General features: G+C 65.0%; 17 protein-coding genes. 5 read left to right on the forward strand and 12 right to left on the reverse strand.

The window, feature by feature from the left end; translation table 11 throughout:
• Window positions 1-23: 23 nt before the first annotated feature.
• Window positions 24-764, forward strand: coding sequence for an SDR family oxidoreductase (locus tag ACPPVQ_RS11780; RefSeq protein WP_426515281.1), 741 nt, complete (start codon window positions 24-26; stop codon window positions 762-764).
• Between the two features lie 11 nt (window positions 765-775).
• Here the strand turns inward: ACPPVQ_RS11780 and ACPPVQ_RS11785 are convergent, their stop codons facing one another.
• The 12 genes from ACPPVQ_RS11785 to trpD all read right to left on the reverse strand — a co-directional run bounded on the left by ACPPVQ_RS11785 (window position 776) and on the right by trpD (window position 10,224).
• Entirely contained in the window at window positions 776-1,237 is a 462-nt protein-coding gene (locus ACPPVQ_RS11785) for a hypothetical protein (protein WP_426515282.1), read from the reverse strand.
• A gap of 131 nt (window positions 1,238-1,368) precedes the next feature.
• Window positions 1,369-1,830, reverse strand: coding sequence for a hypothetical protein (locus ACPPVQ_RS11790; RefSeq protein ID WP_426515283.1), 462 nt, complete (start codon window positions 1,828-1,830; stop codon window positions 1,369-1,371).
• 82 nt (window positions 1,831-1,912) lie between these two features.
• Window positions 1,913-2,374: a hypothetical protein gene (locus tag ACPPVQ_RS11795; protein WP_426515285.1), complete on the reverse strand. Its 462-nt coding sequence runs from the start codon at window positions 2,372-2,374 to the stop codon at window positions 1,913-1,915.
• 116 nt (window positions 2,375-2,490) lie between these two features.
• Window positions 2,491-3,651: a hypothetical protein gene (locus ACPPVQ_RS11800; protein ID WP_426515286.1), complete on the reverse strand. Its 1,161-nt coding sequence runs from the start codon at window positions 3,649-3,651 to the stop codon at window positions 2,491-2,493.
• Window positions 3,652-4,300: 649 nt separating this feature from the next.
• The gene (locus ACPPVQ_RS11805; RefSeq protein ID WP_426515287.1) at window positions 4,301-4,576 is read right to left on the reverse strand and encodes a hypothetical protein; all 276 of its coding nucleotides are present in this window, start codon (window positions 4,574-4,576) and stop codon (window positions 4,301-4,303) included.
• A 206-nt stretch (window positions 4,577-4,782) separates the two neighbouring features.
• A complete protein-coding gene (locus ACPPVQ_RS11810) occupies window positions 4,783-5,172 on the reverse strand; it encodes a phage holin family protein (RefSeq protein WP_426515288.1) in 390 nt (129 codons plus the stop codon).
• Window positions 5,173-5,244: 72 nt separating this feature from the next.
• Window positions 5,245-6,249 carry a serine hydrolase domain-containing protein gene (locus ACPPVQ_RS11815; protein WP_426515289.1) on the reverse strand — a complete coding sequence of 335 codons (1,005 nt, stop codon included), beginning with the start codon at window positions 6,247-6,249 and terminating at the stop codon, window positions 5,245-5,247.
• A gap of 37 nt (window positions 6,250-6,286) precedes the next feature.
• On the reverse strand, window positions 6,287-6,733 hold the full coding sequence (locus ACPPVQ_RS11820; RefSeq protein WP_426521242.1) for a YdeI/OmpD-associated family protein: 447 nt from the start codon (window positions 6,731-6,733) through the stop codon (window positions 6,287-6,289).
• A 27-nt stretch (window positions 6,734-6,760) separates the two neighbouring features.
• Window positions 6,761-7,492, reverse strand: a complete 732-nt coding sequence (dhaM, locus tag ACPPVQ_RS11825; RefSeq protein ID WP_426515290.1) for a dihydroxyacetone kinase phosphoryl donor subunit DhaM — start codon at window positions 7,490-7,492, stop codon at window positions 6,761-6,763.
• Window positions 7,485-8,123 carry a dihydroxyacetone kinase subunit DhaL gene (gene dhaL / locus ACPPVQ_RS11830; RefSeq protein WP_426515291.1) on the reverse strand — a complete coding sequence of 213 codons (639 nt, stop codon included), beginning with the start codon at window positions 8,121-8,123 and terminating at the stop codon, window positions 7,485-7,487. The genes dhaM and dhaL overlap by 8 nt, the downstream gene beginning before the upstream one ends.
• Window positions 8,124-8,158: 35 nt before the next feature.
• A complete protein-coding gene (gene dhaK / locus ACPPVQ_RS11835) occupies window positions 8,159-9,160 on the reverse strand; it encodes a dihydroxyacetone kinase subunit DhaK (protein WP_426515292.1) in 1,002 nt (333 codons plus the stop codon).
• A 14-nt stretch (window positions 9,161-9,174) separates the two neighbouring features.
• Window positions 9,175-10,224, reverse strand: coding sequence for an anthranilate phosphoribosyltransferase (trpD, locus tag ACPPVQ_RS11840; RefSeq protein ID WP_426515293.1), 1,050 nt, complete (start codon window positions 10,222-10,224; stop codon window positions 9,175-9,177).
• A gap of 102 nt (window positions 10,225-10,326) precedes the next feature.
• On the opposite strand from trpD, the gene ctaE reads away from it, so the two are divergent.
• From ctaE to qcrB, 4 genes are read left to right on the forward strand one after another with little or no spacing between them, the layout of a single operon-like run.
• Entirely contained in the window at window positions 10,327-10,995 is a 669-nt protein-coding gene (ctaE, locus tag ACPPVQ_RS11845) for an aa3-type cytochrome oxidase subunit III (RefSeq protein ID WP_426515294.1), read from the forward strand.
• Between the two features lie 24 nt (window positions 10,996-11,019).
• Window positions 11,020-11,850 (forward strand): cytochrome bc1 complex diheme cytochrome c subunit, encoded by an 831-nt coding sequence (qcrC, locus tag ACPPVQ_RS11850; protein ID WP_426515295.1) that lies wholly within the window; start codon window positions 11,020-11,022, stop codon window positions 11,848-11,850.
• Between the two features lie 37 nt (window positions 11,851-11,887).
• Window positions 11,888-12,961: a cytochrome bc1 complex Rieske iron-sulfur subunit gene (gene qcrA, locus ACPPVQ_RS11855; protein WP_426515296.1), complete on the forward strand. Its 1,074-nt coding sequence runs from the start codon at window positions 11,888-11,890 to the stop codon at window positions 12,959-12,961.
• 53 nt (window positions 12,962-13,014) lie between these two features.
• A complete protein-coding gene (gene qcrB / locus ACPPVQ_RS11860; RefSeq protein WP_426515297.1) occupies window positions 13,015-14,601 on the forward strand; it encodes a cytochrome bc1 complex cytochrome b subunit in 1,587 nt (528 codons plus the stop codon).
• Window positions 14,602-14,643 lie beyond the last annotated feature (42 nt).

The following is a 14,643-nucleotide window of genomic DNA, read 5'->3' on the forward strand; positions in this document are numbered from 1 at the left end:
GCAGGTGGCGAAGGAGGCTCGGGATGCGCATAGACGGCAGCGTCGCCCTGGTGACCGGAGCGAACCGCGGCCTGGGGCGTGCGTTCGCATCCGCCCTTCTCGATGCGGGCGCGCGAACCGTCTATGCCGGCGTGCGCGACCCCTCATCGGTATCCGACCCCCGGCTGGTCCCGGTTCAGCTGGATGTGACGGATGCCGCACAGGTCGAGGCGGCGGCGGCTCGGTGCGCCGACGTCGACATCCTCATCAACAACGCCGGCGTCATGCGGACAAGCGCGTTCATCGCCGCGGCCGGTACGGACGGCGCACGAGACGAGATGGCCGTCAACTATTTCGGGATGCTCTCGCTCTGCCGCGCCTTCGCCCCGGTGCTCGAACGCAACGGCGGCGGCGCGATCGTGAACATGCTGTCGGCGGCGAGCTGGGTCACGCCGACGGGCATGGGTTCCTATGCGGCATCGAAGGCCGCCTCCTGGGCGCTGACGAACGGCATCCGGGTTGAACTCCGGAGCCAGGGAACGTTGGTCGTCGCGGTGCATGCCGGCTTCATCGACACCGAGATGGCCGCGCGCGTTCACGTGGCCAAACTCGATCCGGCCGAGGTAGCCCGGATGACCGTGGAGGCGATCGAGGCCGGCACGGAGGAAGTGCTCGCGGATGATGAGACGCGCGCGATCAAGGCTGCTCTTCCGACCGCTCTGGAGACGCTGTACCCGCCGATCCAGGCGCGCTGGGACGAACGACATCCGCGCACTCCGCGCTAGCGTGTGCCCGTCTATCCCGTTATGTCGGCCGGATTCGGCGTAGGGAAGGTGCCGGGTCCCGTCTCGCCATTCCGAATGCACTGCCCATATGCGGAAACGCCAACGCGTGGCCGAGTTGAGCTCTCCCCGTTGAGCGTTATGTAGAGCTGTGTCCGGCCGTCGGTGAAGCGATAGTCCATGGCCGTGCCCCCCTGAACGTTTGGCTCTTTGAGAAGCAGCGACCACTCCTTCCCGGTCGGCTCCATCACGCTCAGGAGCTGGCCGTTCGGGACCTCGTGGGTCAGGTCGAACGCGAAGCCATACAACCATTGGGCACTCCCTCGGGGACCTGTGTCGATGGTGCCATCGCAATAGTTGTAGTGGTTCTGCTCTGGGCCTTTCTCTAGAATCCAGTCAGCTGGAATCTTCGCCGTCGCGCGTTTGACAACTCGAATGGCCGCCGTCGCGCCCTGTTCCAAAGTGGTGTCTGTCACTCCGCTTCCCCCACATCCAGACAAACAAGCAGCAGTCGCGATGATCACGGTGGCACGCAGGACACCTTGTTGCGATCGTGATGGCGTTGGCATAGCGGCCACCTGCATACGCACACTCAATACACCGTGCACTACCCCGCGAAATCGGCAGGGTTGGGAGTGGGAAACGTGTTGGGACCGGTGTCTCCGTTGCGGATGCACGTGCTGATGGCGCCTACCCCGACTCGAGGCCGGCTCGTATTCTCTCCGTTGAGCATTATGTGCAGGCGGGTTCGACCGTCGGAGAAGTAATAGTCCGTGGCCGTTCCCCCTTGCTCATTTGGCTCAGTGGAAGTGAGCTTCCATTCTTTGCTGCCGGGGGTCATGAGATTGAGGAGTTCTTCGTTCGGTACCACGTGTTCAAGGTCGATGGCGTATCCGTAGGACCAATAGGCACTCCCATTGGGGCCTCTGTCGATAGTGCCGTCGCAGTACCCGTAGTCGTTATGCTCGGGATCCTTCGCGAGTATCCAGTCTTCTGGGATCTTCGCCGTTGCGCTATTGACGGCCCTTATTGTCTCGATTGCGCCTTTTTGCAATGTGGTGTCCGTCACTCCGCTTCCTCCGCATCCGGTCAGGCTCAGTGCGGTGAGTGCGGCAATAGCCAGCGCGATCGATGTTCTCCGCATTCACGCCCTACTCAGATATGTCGGCGGGATTCGGCGTAGGGAAGGTGCCGGGCCCTGTAGTGCCGTTCCGGATGCACTGCCCATATGCGGAAACGCCAACGCGGGGCCGAGTTGAACTCTCCCCGTTCAGCGTTATGTAAAGCTGTGTTCGGCCATCGGTGAAGCGATAATCCATGGCTGTGCCTCCCTGAACGTTTGACTCTTTGACAAGCAGCGACCACTCCTTCCCGGTCGGCTCCATCAGGCTCAGGAGCTGGGCGTTCGGGACCTCGTGGGTCAGGTCGAACGCGAAGCCATACAACCATTGGGCACTCCCGCGGGAACCCGTGTCGATGGTGCCATCGCAATAGTTATAGTCGTTCTGCTCAGGGCCCTTCTCGAGAATCCAGTCGGCTGGAATCTTCGCCGTCGCGCGTTTGACGACTCGGATGGCCGCCGTGGCGCCCTGTTCCAGCGTGGTATCTGTCACTCCGCTTCCTCCACATCCAAACAAACAAGCAGCAGTCGCGACGATCACCGCGGCAGCCAGGGCACCTCGACGCCATCGTGATGGCGTTGACTTAGAGATCACTTGCATACGCACACTCAATACACCTGCGTCGGCCGTTCGCCGAACGGGCCTGGAGCAAGCCAGGTGCCCGTCTGCGGAGACTCCCCAACCATCACGTAGTAGATGTTCTTCCAGGCTTGTGTTCCTGCATCGAAGACAGCGTCGTGCGCCCAGGGGTTGACCGGCAGACCGGCCAGAGGCGTCGGGCCGGAGTCGAGGACGGTCACCCCTTCGAGGTCTTCGGTGTTCGCACCAAACGGGCCGGTTCCCCAGAACAATCCCTGAAACGGAGTAATTGGATCGTCTGGCGCGGTCAGGGTGTATCGGGGTGTCTGCGGGTTCTTATAATCCTGGACCGAGTGCACATCCGGACCGGCCCCGGCACTGGACACCTGAATGACCGCATCGGCCGACAGACCGACCTTCTCGGCTGCGCCGACGATCCCACCCCCGGCACTGTGGCCAACAATTACGGAACGCGCCTCGGTCACAGCGCGGACACCGTCTACGAATTCGGCAAGGGCACGGCCGGTTGCGTTCGCCATGCCGGAAAGTTCTGTTGTACGCGTGTAGGTCCCCCAGTCAGGAAAATCGCCTCCCATCCAAGTAACCGTGACCAGACTGTCGTCGTTGTGGTCGCGATTCTCCTTCTGGAAGTTCGCTGCTCGCTTGTCATAACCCAGGACGGTGTCCATGTTGAGGGTTGTGCCGTTGACGATCACGCCGATGTTGCGGGTGCTCGCGGTGAGGGTGCCGTGTACCTCGACATAGCGCCCGTTGCCGGCGAGGTCGAAAAGCAAAACCTGGCGTCCCTCCATGGTGGTGTAGGTGGCCTGGCGTGCTTCCAGGCCGGCGATCTGATGCACCAGCTCCGCGCGTGCCAGAGTAGTGCCGCGAAACGATGCCAGGTCGTCGATCTGTTGGTGGAGGGCAGCGATCTTCTTCTCGTTCGCCGCTTTCGCGACCTGGATGTTCAGCTTGCTGGCCGCGTAGCGCGCATCCCAGCCCACACCGTTCAACGCACCGATCACCGCCGGGATCCCGACCACCAAGGCCGTTTGCGCATCCGACAGGCCACCGTCCGGCCCGTCGAGACTGTGCCACCAGTCCGCGACCGCCTGCGGGTCCGCTCTGCCGAGTTTGGTGGCGAGTTCCGGATGCGCCGCCAGCAACGCCCGAAGATCGGTCGCCGACAAGCCGGCCAGCATCCCGAGCAACGCGGCGGGCGAGGAGGTGCGGATTCCGCCGGTGCTGAGCTGCCAGTGTTGCCCAACACTTCCCGTGTCGTCAACGCTCCCATGCAGGCCCGGTCGGCGTGCCGCCTCCAGGTGACCAAGTCATCCCATTGGGCGTCGACCCGGCGCAGTACCGCCTCCTCCCCCTCGATCCGCTCAACCAGCCGCGCCCTCTTCCGCAGGATGTCGTTTCTGTGGACCTCCTGGCCCGTCGCCTTCTCCTGTGCCAGCACCCGGTCATCCAGCAGGTGCGACGCATTCAGCGTGGACTGCGCCACGTCCAACGCCGAAAGAGCGCGGGATCGCTGCAGAGCCAGCGCAGCCTGCTGGTCCTTGATCTGCTGCACCTGACCCGCATACACCTGCAACGCGGTCGCCTGCGCCTCCAGACCCTCTGCCAGCGGCAGCAGGTCCGGGGTCACCGAACCCATCGCCGACTGAAATGCCTGCTGCGCCTTCCCCTGCCACGCCGTACCGGCCACTGTATCCGCGGCCGCGGCCACTTCCGCATGCGCCGCCCGCAACTCCGCCGCCTTCAACACCCGCGCCGCCGCCAGTGAACGGATCCCGGCCGGCTCCCCCGCACCCGGATCCGCCGTATTCACCGACATCAGAACACCCGAGCCAGCCCGGCATCCGCCTCCGCGAACGACGCCGCCGCCTGCGCAGGCGACCCACCGACCGCCTGCAGCGCATCCGCGACAGCCCCGGCACGCGCATCCTGCTGGACAGCACCGTCTCGCAGCGCCGACGCGACTTCGGGCGAGCCGAGCACGCCGCCCGCCCGCACACTCAAAACGCCGTTGAACCGCAATGACGACGCCGCGGACACGATCCGCGCCGACACCTCACGCAGCCGCGACCCATCGACGTGCAGATCAGACACGTTCAGCGACCTGCGACCAGCCGATCCGCGCTCCCCGTCAGCTCCTGAAACGACGCGTTGATATTCGACACACAAACCCCGATCCCCAGTACCCACAGATGACCGCGCCCCCCCGTGAACGCGATTTCTACGGTACTGAGACCGAGTCCTTAAAGCAAATCAGACGTTATGCAAATAATTGCATTAGCCGTCGACCACGCCGAGGCTCAGGACCCGCGGACCGCGGCGACCTTCCTCTTGAGGAACACCATCGGCAGGAAGAACGTCGCAAGGCTCGTCACGAGCCAGACGACCATCGTCGCGAGGATCCACGTCTGCCACCCGCGGATCACCAGCCCGCCGGCGAAAAGCGACGCGATCAGCAGGGCGACGAAGGTCGACACCAGCCCGACACCGCCGAGGAACGCCCGGGCGTGTTGCGCGGCCAGCTTTGCGATGAAGGGCGAAAGCACCCCCTGAACGATCGCGAACACCACGATCGTGATGAGGAACCCTTCGGTCGTGAGACCGAACCCGGGCAGCAGCCATGCGGCGACGAGCAGGCCGAGCGCCGCCGACACGAGGAAGATCGCGATACGGATGAGCAAGCGGATCATGGTTCTCCCCTGTCGTTCGATCTCATTCTGTCGGAGGGCAGAGGTCCTGTCATCGCTTGGGGAGCGGTTCACCTAGATCCGCGCGTCGAGCTCCCGGATGACCGGCCACGCGCCCTCTTCCGAGTTGCTCAGCACCACCAGGTCGACGCCGACCTCGGGGTAGCTGCGCACGATCCCCGAGGAGCCCGCGTTGATGCCTTCCTTGTACCAGGACCTCGCGACGCCGTCATCGTCGACGTCGAACTCGAGCCCGAAGCCATAGAAGACGTTCGAATCGTGCTGCACCTGCGGCAGGAAGAATTCGTCGGTCAACTCACGCCCGAGCAACTCGCCACCGCGCGCGGCGTCGATGAACGTGAGCAGGTCGGACGCCGTCGCGTGCGCTCCCCCGTCGGGCGAACCGATCGGCGGATAGCTGAAGATGTTCTCGACCCAGCGGCCGTCCGCGTCCCGGTCCCATCCCTCTGCGACGCGCGGTTCAGCGTCGCGGCGGTCGAAGAACCCGCTGTCGTCCATCCCGGCGCGAGCGAAGACGTGCTCGCGCACATAGTCGCGATAGCGCATCCCACTCGCACGCTCGACAGCGAGACCGGCAAGGATGTAGCCGACATTGCAGTAGCGGCACTGGACGCCCGCACGTGCAAGCGGGGGCTTGTGGACGAACTGCGGAAGAAAGTCAGCAGTCTCGATCACGGAATAGCTGGGCTTGTCCACCCAGAGCGCCGCGTAGTCTTCTCCGGCCTCCTCGTCTGCGTCATCAGCGATGCCGCTCGTGTGCGTCAGCAGGTGCAGCAGGGAGACATCGGGGCCGATGGTGGTGCCAGCGAGATCGACGTAATAGTGGATGGACGCCTCGAGATCCAGCGCCCCCAGCTCGACCTGCTGCAGAACCGCGACGCTCGTGAAGAGTTTGGTGATCGATGCGGTGTCGAAGCGCAGGTCCATGGCGTTCGGGATGCCCCACCGCGGCGACGCAAGCCCCCGCGCGGCTTCGAATACAACGGCACCGCGCTCGCGCACGAGCACGACTCCCGAGAATTCTTCGTCGAGCACGGATTCGAGATCGGTGGTGTCCACGTTCCGATCGTAGCGACCGGGCCGCGCGCCCTCTCCCCTACGCCGTGCCGGCCGCGAGGTCGGCGACGGTCTTCTCGATGCGGCGCCGGCGGGTGTCAGCAGCCTTCGCGCCGTCGATCGCCATGACAAGGCGGCGCTTGTTGCTGTAGTTCAGCGCGCCGAACGCTGTGCCCGCATCCGGATTGGAGGCGAGTGCTTCGGCGAAGTCGGCGGGCACTTCGACCTCACGGGGCGCTTCGTCGAGTTCGAGGTCGACCTCGATCGTGTCTCCGGCCGCGACTCCGGCGTTCTGCCTGACCTCCGCGCTGATTGGGAGCAGGAACCGGCCACCCATCGAGCCGACGCTCGTTCGATAGGTGTAGCCGTTGATGGTCGCGCTGACCGGCGGTCGTTTCCCTCCCCCGAGCCCCTCGACGACGACGGCCGGGATCTCGATCCCCGTCGCTGTCCTGCCGTTCGCTTCCACGGTCGCCTCGACCCTCATCACTGAAATTCCCTTCGGATCGACACACTAGCCTTCCCCGAAACCGGACTCCACGAGTTCCGCCAGCGCATTCACGGCGACCTCGCCACCGGGGTCCTCGCTCGCGATCTCTGCGGACGCACCGACGTTCAGGCCGAGCGACATGATGCCCAGGAGGCTCCGCGCATCCTTGCCGTTGACCGTGACCTTGACATCGAAGGTGTTCGCCAGCTTCACGAACTCGGCGGCCGGCCGGGCATGCAGTCCATCTTTGTTGAGGAGGGTCACCTCACGAACGAATCTGATGCCGGACGCAGGCGCCGTGCTCGAGCCCTCGGCACCGGATGCCGCAGGAGCGTCACTCCCGGGCATCCCGTCCCACGCCTCCCGCGCTCCCTCAGCCGCCGCGACGACAGCACCGAGGTCACCACGTGTCTCCGCAGCGACGGCTGCTGCGACACCGGCTTCGACGAACGGCGCATCGACGACCTCGACGCGCGACCGCTGCTCCTCCGGCAGCTGGTCGCGCACCGTCTCGGCGATCATGAGTGCGGAGCCGAGGTCGCTGAGCACGACCACGCCAGCGCCGGCATCCGCTTCGTCGATCGCCGAAGTGACCTTCACGAAGCTCGTGCCGATGCCGCCGTCATCGGTTCCGCCGGCCGCGACCAGGACGACCGACGGTGCCATCTGACCGGCGACGTCCGCAATTCCGCGGGCGAGGTCGGTACTGTGCGAAACGAAGACGATGCCGACCCGCGCCGGGTCTCCGTCAGTCATCGCCCGCTACTGTCGCCGCAGCCCGCAGGATGATCGCCGTCGACTGGGCGCCGGGATCACGATGCCCCGCCGAGCGTTCGCCGAGGTAGCTCGCCCGGCCTTTGCGCGCTACCATCGGCTCGGTCGCAACGGCACCGGCCTCGGCCGCGGCAGCCGCAGAGTCGAGGATCGCACCAGGCGAGGCCCCCTCTGCCGCTGCCGCACGCGCCGCGTCGACGGCAGGGGTCCATGCGTCGACCATGGTCTTGTCGCCGGACTCGGCCTTGCCGCGGGAGACGATCCCGTCACGAGCGGCAGTGAGCATCGCGACCACCACGGTCCCGTCGAGCTCCGGCCCATCGCCGAGCGGCTCAGCTGCTTTAAGGAATGCCGTCCCGTAAAGCGGGCCGGACGCGCCGCCGACCGTCGAGATGAGGGTCATCGCGACGGAGCGAAGCGCCGCGGCCGGGGTCGCATCGTCCGGAAGGGCGGCGAGGGCGGGGACCACCGCGGTGAGTCCGCGATCCATGTTCTCACCGTGGTCACCGTCGCCGATCTCGCGGTCGAGGTGGTTCAGGAGGGCTTTGTTCTCGGCGATCGCTGCCGCCGAGGCTCCCATCCAGGTCTCGATCCATGTCGTGTCCAGCTTCATGCCGCCACTCCCATCGTGTGTCCCAGCGGATCCGTTCAGACGCCCCAGCGAAGCGCCGGGGTGTTCACCGGTGCATCCCAGAGGGCAGTCAGTTCATCGTCCAGTTTGAGCACCGTGATCGACACCCCCTGCATCTCCAGTGACGTGACGAGGCTGCCCACCAGCGAGCGCTCCAGCGTGATGCCGCGTTCGTCGAGGATCTCGGCGGCACGGCGGAACACGATGTACAGCTCGGACTGAGGCGTACCGCCCATCCCGTTCACGAAGAGCAGCACCTTGTCACCGGATGCGAATGGTAAGTCGTCGAGGATGGCCGTCATGAGCCGATCGGTCAGAGCATCCGCCGGCTCCATCTTGATGCGCTCGCGGCCCGGTTCGCCGTGGATGCCGACACCGAACTCGATCTCGTCATCGGCCAGCTCGAAACCGGGTTCGCCGGCGTGCGGCACAGTCCCCGCGGCGAGGGCGAGACCCATCGAGCGGACCTGGCCGTTCACCTTCTCTGCGATCGCCGTCACGCTGTCGAGGTCGTCTCCGCGTTCGGCTGCTGCGCCGGCGATCTTCTCGACGAGCACCGTTCCGGCGACACCACGACGGCCGGCTGTATAAAGGGAGTCCTGTACGGCGACGTCGTCGTTGATGACGACGGCGCGCACGCTGATCCCCTCCGCGCCCGCGAGATCGGCAGCGGTCTCGAAGTTCAGAACGTCGCCCGTGTAGTTCTTGACGATGTGGAGGACCCCCGCGCCCCCGTCAGCCGCCTTGGTCGCACCGACGATCGGCATCGGCGTCGGGGAGGTGAAGACCTCGCCCGGAACCGCGGCGTCGAGCATGCCGCGACCGACGAAGCCGGCGTGCAAGGGCTCGTGGCCGCTGCCACCACCGCTGACGAGGCCGACCTTGCCCTGGACGGGACCGCCGGCTCTCGATACGAACCGCGGATCATGGGACACCGTGACGATGTCGGCGTGCGCTCGGGCGAACCCGTCGAGGGTCTCGTCCACGACGTCGGGGACGTCGTTGATGAGCTTCTTCATTGAAACCCTACCTTTCAGCGTGTGGCCGCAACCCACTCTTCGAGCTTCGAGGCAGCCGCCCCGGAGTCGATCGCCTGGGCGGCGACCGCCATTTTCGAACGGAAACGATCCAGGATGGCATCCTGGACCCTCGACGGGTCGGCTGCGAGCTCGTATGACACAAGCCCCGCCGCCGCGTTGAGCAATACGATGTCGCGCACGGGGCCTTCCTGCCCTGCGAGCACGGCACGGACGACGTCGGCGTTGTGCGCCGCGTCGCCTCCGAGGAGGTCGGCGATCGTCGCCCGCGGGATTCCGAGATCCCTCGGGTCGATGTCGTGTTCGGTGACCAGGCCGCGTGAGACCTCCCACACGTGGCTGTGTCCTGTCGTCGAAAGCTCGTCGAGCCCGTCGTCGCCGCGGAACACGAGAGCGGTCGCGCCGCGCGTCTGGAACACGCCGACGATCAGCGGGACGCGGTCGAGCTGGGCCACTCCGACGGCGGATGCTTCGGGTCGCGCCGGATTGCAGAGCGGCCCGAGGAAGTTGAAGACGGTGGGGATGCCGAGCTCGCTACGCGCGGGCCCCGCGTTCGCGAACCCGGGGTGGAACGCGGATGCGTAAGCGAACGTGATCCCGGTGCGCCCGAATACCTCCGCCACCTTCTCCGCCGACAGGCTGAGGTCGATACCGAGTGCCGCGAGCACGTCTGAGGAGCCGGATGACGAACTCGCCGCACGATTGCCGTGCTTGATCACGGGTACTCCGGCCGCCGCCGCGACGATCGCGGCCGTCGTCGAGACGTTCACCGTGCCGAAGCGGTCGCCGCCGGTCCCGACGATGTCGAGGGCCATCGGATCGATACGAAGCGGGATGGCGTGCTCGAGGATGGCGTCACGGAATCCGACGATCTCATCGACGGTCTCGCCCTTCGCGCGCAGTGCGACGAGGAATCCGCCGAGCTGTGCCGACGTCGCCTTGCCGGTCATCACCTGCTCCATCGCCCATGCCGCGTTGGCTACGCTCAGGTCTTCGCCGCCGAGAAGGGACGTGAGGGTGGACGACCAGCTCGGAGATTCCGTCATACAGCGATCCTACTGAGGCGGCGCAGTGCTGTGCCCAACCGCGTTGGAGCCTGCGAACTAAGGCAAGCCTAACCGGAAAAACCGTCCAGACAGGCCCCATGAATGAGAAAACCCCGACTGCTTTTCGGCCATAATGGAACGGTGACGAGCACCTCAATATCTCCTACGGCGAGTGCGCCCTCAATCAACCGGCCCAACGTCGTGGCAGTTGGCACCATTGTCTGGCTAGGCAGTGAGGTCATGTTCTTCGCGGGGCTCTTCGCGATCTACTTCACGCTGCGCTCGACGTCACCTGCACTGTGGGCCGCCGAGACCGCGCACCTCAACATTCCGTACTCTCTGACGAACACGATCATCCTGGTGTCGAGCTCGTTCACATGCCAGTTCGGGGTGTTCGCTGCCGAGCGCCTGCAGCCCCGTTCCGTGGGTTGGAAGCCGAGCCAGTGGGGCATGGTCGAGTGGTTCACGCTCACGTATGCCCTCGGCGCCATCTTCGTCGCCGGCCAGATCATGGAGTACGCAACGCTCGTCACCGAGGGCATCACCCTGAGCGCCAACTCCTATGGCTCCGCTTTCTACCTCACCACCGGTTTCCACGGTCTGCACGTGACCGGCGGCCTCATCGCCTTCCTCCTCGTCATCGGCCGCGCGTTCGCGGTCAAGACCTTCGGGCACAAGGAGGCGACGAGCGCCATCGTCGTCTCCTATTACTGGCACTTCGTCGACGTCGTCTGGATCGGGCTCTTCCTGGTCATCTACGTTCTCAAATAGGAATCAGGAGCAGACCTCACCACCATGCGCGCTAAAACGCACACAACGGGCGCAACCCGCCGGCAGACCCGCTCGGGCCGCAAGGCCGGGCGCCGTCACCCGCTGGCGACGATCGCACTGATCGCGATCGGCCTCGGCCTCACGGGCGGAGCCTACGCGGCCTTCAACACCTCGACCGCCTCGGCCGAGCCGACCGCCGCTTCGCAGGAGTCCGTCGACCAGGGCAAGAAGCTCTTCCAGGCCAACTGCGCCACCTGCCACGGCCTGAACGCTACCGGGACGACCAACGGACCGAGCCTCATCGGCGTCGGTGCGGCCGCTGTCGACTTCCAGGTCGGAACGGGCCGCATGCCGATGGCCATGCAGGGTCCGCAGGCCCAGGAGAAGCCGGTCCAGTTCACCGAGGCCGACATCAAGGCGCTTTCCGACTACGTCGCTTCGCTCGCCCCCGGGCCGGCGATCCCCGACCCGTCCCTGCTCGACGGCAACGGTAATGCAGCCAACGGTGGAGAGCTCTTCCGCGTGAACTGCGCCATGTGCCACAATGTGGCCGGTGCGGGCGGGGCGCTCACCGAAGGCAAATACGCTCCGCCGCTGAAGGGCGTCAGCGCCCAGCACATCTACGAGGCGATGGTCACCGGCCCCCAGAACATGCCCGTGTTCAACGACCTGAACATCTCGCCGTCCGACAAGCGCGACATCATCACCTACCTCAAGTACATCGAGAAGAACCAGTCCCCCGGCGGTTTCGAGCTCGGTTCGCTCGGCCCCGTGGCTGAAGGTCTGTTCCTCTGGATCTTCGGCGTCGGCGCGGTCATCGGGCTGACCGTGTGGATCACAGCGAAGTCGAACTAGCCGGTACTTGACATGACACAGCGCACGAAGGAGAACAATGGCACAGGACGATAACGGCGGACACGAGCTGACGCCTGCCAGCTCGTCGGCCGTCGAAGTCCACAGGGATGGTGACCCCGGAACGGCGGTCATCCTCAGTGACCACGTCGAAAACCCAGGCTTCCCGCCCCATCGCCTGCGGGTGACGGATCTCGACCCGAAGAAGGCTCGACGGGCCGAGCGGGTCGTCTACACCCTCTTCTACCTGTCGATTGCCGGCAGCGTCTGGGCCATCGCCGCGTACATGGCGTTCCCCATCGAAGACAACGATCCGGGTTCGGTCCACCTGAACAACATGTTCATCGGACTGGGCATCTCGCTTGCTCTCCTTGCCATCGGCATCGGTGCCGTCCACTGGGGCAAGGCGCTCATGCACGAGCGCGAAGGCATCGACCTGCGCCACCCGACGCGCGGAAAAGAGCAGACGATCGAGCGCTCGGCGGAGATCTTCCGCATCGCCGACGAGGAGTCGGGATTCAACCGGCGCACGCTAATCCGCAACAGCCTGATCGGGGCCCTCGTCGTCTTCCCGCTTCCCGCTGTCGTGCTCTTCCGCGGACTCGCACCGCAGAACGAGGACCCGGTGACGTTGCTCTCCCACACGATGTGGAAGAAGGGCACGCGCCTGACGCGTGACCCATCCGGCACCCCGATCAAGGCTGCCGACGTCACCCTGGGTTCGGCTTTCCACGTGATCCCCGAAGGGCTCAACGAACGCGAAGACGCGCTCGAGCAGAAGGCCAAGGCGGCCGTTCTCCTCATGCGTCTCAAGCCGGAAGACCTCCACGTCTCCCCCGGCCGCAGGGACTGGAACTACGACGGGATCGTCGCCTACTCCAAGATCTGCACCCACGTCGGCTGCCCGGTAGCACTGTATGAGCAGCAGACCCACCACCTGCTGTGCCCGTGCCACCAGTCGCAGTTCGACATCACGCACGAGGCCGAAGTGATCTTCGGTCCGGCGAAGCGGCCACTGCCGCAGCTGCCGATCACCGTCGACGCCGATGGATACCTCATCGCACGCAGTGACTTCACCCAGCCTGTCGGCCCGAGCTTCTGGGAGCGCAGTTGAGCACGTCAGCCGCCGCATCATCATCTGCGGCACACTTCGAAGGCACCCCAACGGTGGCACCCGTCAAAAAGGGCGGGTTCACCGCGGCCGCCGCGAACTACATCGAAGACCGCACCAGCCTCTCCGGTGTGGTCAAGGAGTTCGGTCGTAAGATCTTCCCCGACCACTGGTCCTTCCTCCTCGGTGAGGTCGCTCTCTACTCCTTCATCGTCATCCTTCTGACGGGAACGTTCCTGACGTTCTTCTTCCAGGCATCGATGGCCGAGGTGGTCTACAACGGCTCGTATGTCCCGCTCAAGGGCGTTTCCATGTCCGCGGCCATGTCGAGCACGCTGAACATCTCGTTCGAGATCCGCGGCGGACTCCTGATGCGGCAGATCCACCACTGGGCTGCGCTGCTGTTCGTTGCGGCCATCGGGCTGCACATGCTCCGCATCTACTTCACGGGAGCATTCCGCAAGCCGCGGGAGCTCAACTGGGTCATCGGCTTCACGCTGTTCATCCTGGCCATGGCCGAAGGATTCACCGGCTACTCGCTCCCCGACGATCTGCTCTCGGGCAACGGCCTCCGCATCATCGATGGTCTGGTCAAGGGCATCCCGGTCATCGGAACGTGGACTTCGTTCCTGGTGTTCGGCGGCGAGTTCCCGGGAACAGCCATTGTCGGCCGACTCTATACATTGCATATCCTTCTGCTGCCGGCGCTCGTGCTCGCCTTCATCGGGATCCACCTGGTGTTCGTGGTCGTCCACAAGCACACCCAGTACGCCGCTCCGGGCCGTACCGAAGGGAACGTCGTCGGCTACCCGGTGCTCCCGGTCTACGCCGCCAAGGCGGGCGGGTTCTTCTTCATCATCTTCGGTGTCATCGCCCTGATCGCGTCGCTCTTCACGATCAACCCGATCTGGAACTACGGCCCATACGACCCTTCGCCGGTGTCCGCGGGAACCCAGCCTGACTGGTACATCGGATTCGCCGACGGTGCGCTGCGTCTGATACCACCCGGCTGGGAGTTCGTCTGGCTCAACCGAACGTGGTCGTTCAACATCATCGTCCCGCTCGTCGCCATCGGTATCTTCATCGTTCTGGTGATGTTCTACCCGTTCATCGAGGCCTGGATCACGGGCGACAAGCGTGAGCACCACATCCTGGACCGCCCGCGCAACGCGGCGACACGCACCGCCATCGGTGCAGCCGGAGTGACCTTCTACGCGGCGCTCTGGGCTGCTGCAAGCTCGGACATCATCGCAACGCACTTCAAGGTGACGATGGAGGGTGTTATCCACACCATCCAGGCGATGGCGATCCTCGGCCCGTTCATCGCGTACTTCATCACAAAACGTGTCTGCATCGCCCTGCAGAAGAAGGACCGGTCAATCGCCCTGCACGGCTTCGAGTCTGGTCGAATCGTCAAGCTGCCCGGCGGTGAGTTCATCGAGGTGCACGAGCCTCTCGACGAGTACGAGCGCTGGCGCCTGGTGAGCTTCGACGCCTACGAGCCCCTGATGATCCGTCCGAACAAACAAGGCAAGATCACCATCGGCACGCGCATGCGGTCCGGGCTCTCACGGTGGTTCTTCGAAGACCGCATCCTCCCCCCGACGAGGGGCGAACTCGAGTCGAGCTCGGGTCACCACTAGTCCTGGCGAACTGCACGGATGCGCCGGCTGCGATTTGGATCG

It is taken from the genome of Leifsonia sp. McL0618, from assembly GCF_049994905.1.
Taxonomy (GTDB): domain Bacteria; phylum Actinomycetota; class Actinomycetes; order Actinomycetales; family Microbacteriaceae; genus Diaminobutyricibacter.

What these genes read in the sequence shown, in the direction of transcription:
- trpD (WP_426515293.1), bottom strand. Translation starts at nt 10,224, where the DNA reads ATGACGGAATCTCCGAGCTGGTCGTCCACCCTCACGTCCCTTCTCGGC.
- ACPPVQ_RS11810 (WP_426515288.1), bottom strand. Translation starts at nt 5,172, where the DNA reads ATGATCCGCTTGCTCATCCGTATCGCGATCTTCCTCGTGTCGGCGGCG.
- ctaE (WP_426515294.1), top strand. Translation starts at nt 10,327, where the DNA reads ATGAGAAAACCCCGACTGCTTTTCGGCCATAATGGAACGGTGACGAGC.
- ACPPVQ_RS11780 (WP_426515281.1), top strand. Translation starts at nt 24, where the DNA reads ATGCGCATAGACGGCAGCGTCGCCCTGGTGACCGGAGCGAACCGCGGC.
- ACPPVQ_RS11820 (WP_426521242.1), bottom strand. Translation starts at nt 6,733, where the DNA reads ATGAGGGTCGAGGCGACCGTGGAAGCGAACGGCAGGACAGCGACGGGG.
- dhaM (WP_426515290.1), bottom strand. Translation starts at nt 7,492, where the DNA reads ATGACTGACGGAGACCCGGCGCGGGTCGGCATCGTCTTCGTTTCGCAC.
- qcrC (WP_426515295.1), top strand. Translation starts at nt 11,020, where the DNA reads ATGCGCGCTAAAACGCACACAACGGGCGCAACCCGCCGGCAGACCCGC.
- qcrA (WP_426515296.1), top strand. Translation starts at nt 11,888, where the DNA reads ATGGCACAGGACGATAACGGCGGACACGAGCTGACGCCTGCCAGCTCG.
- dhaL (WP_426515291.1), bottom strand. Translation starts at nt 8,123, where the DNA reads ATGAAGCTGGACACGACATGGATCGAGACCTGGATGGGAGCCTCGGCG.
- dhaK (WP_426515292.1), bottom strand. Translation starts at nt 9,160, where the DNA reads ATGAAGAAGCTCATCAACGACGTCCCCGACGTCGTGGACGAGACCCTC.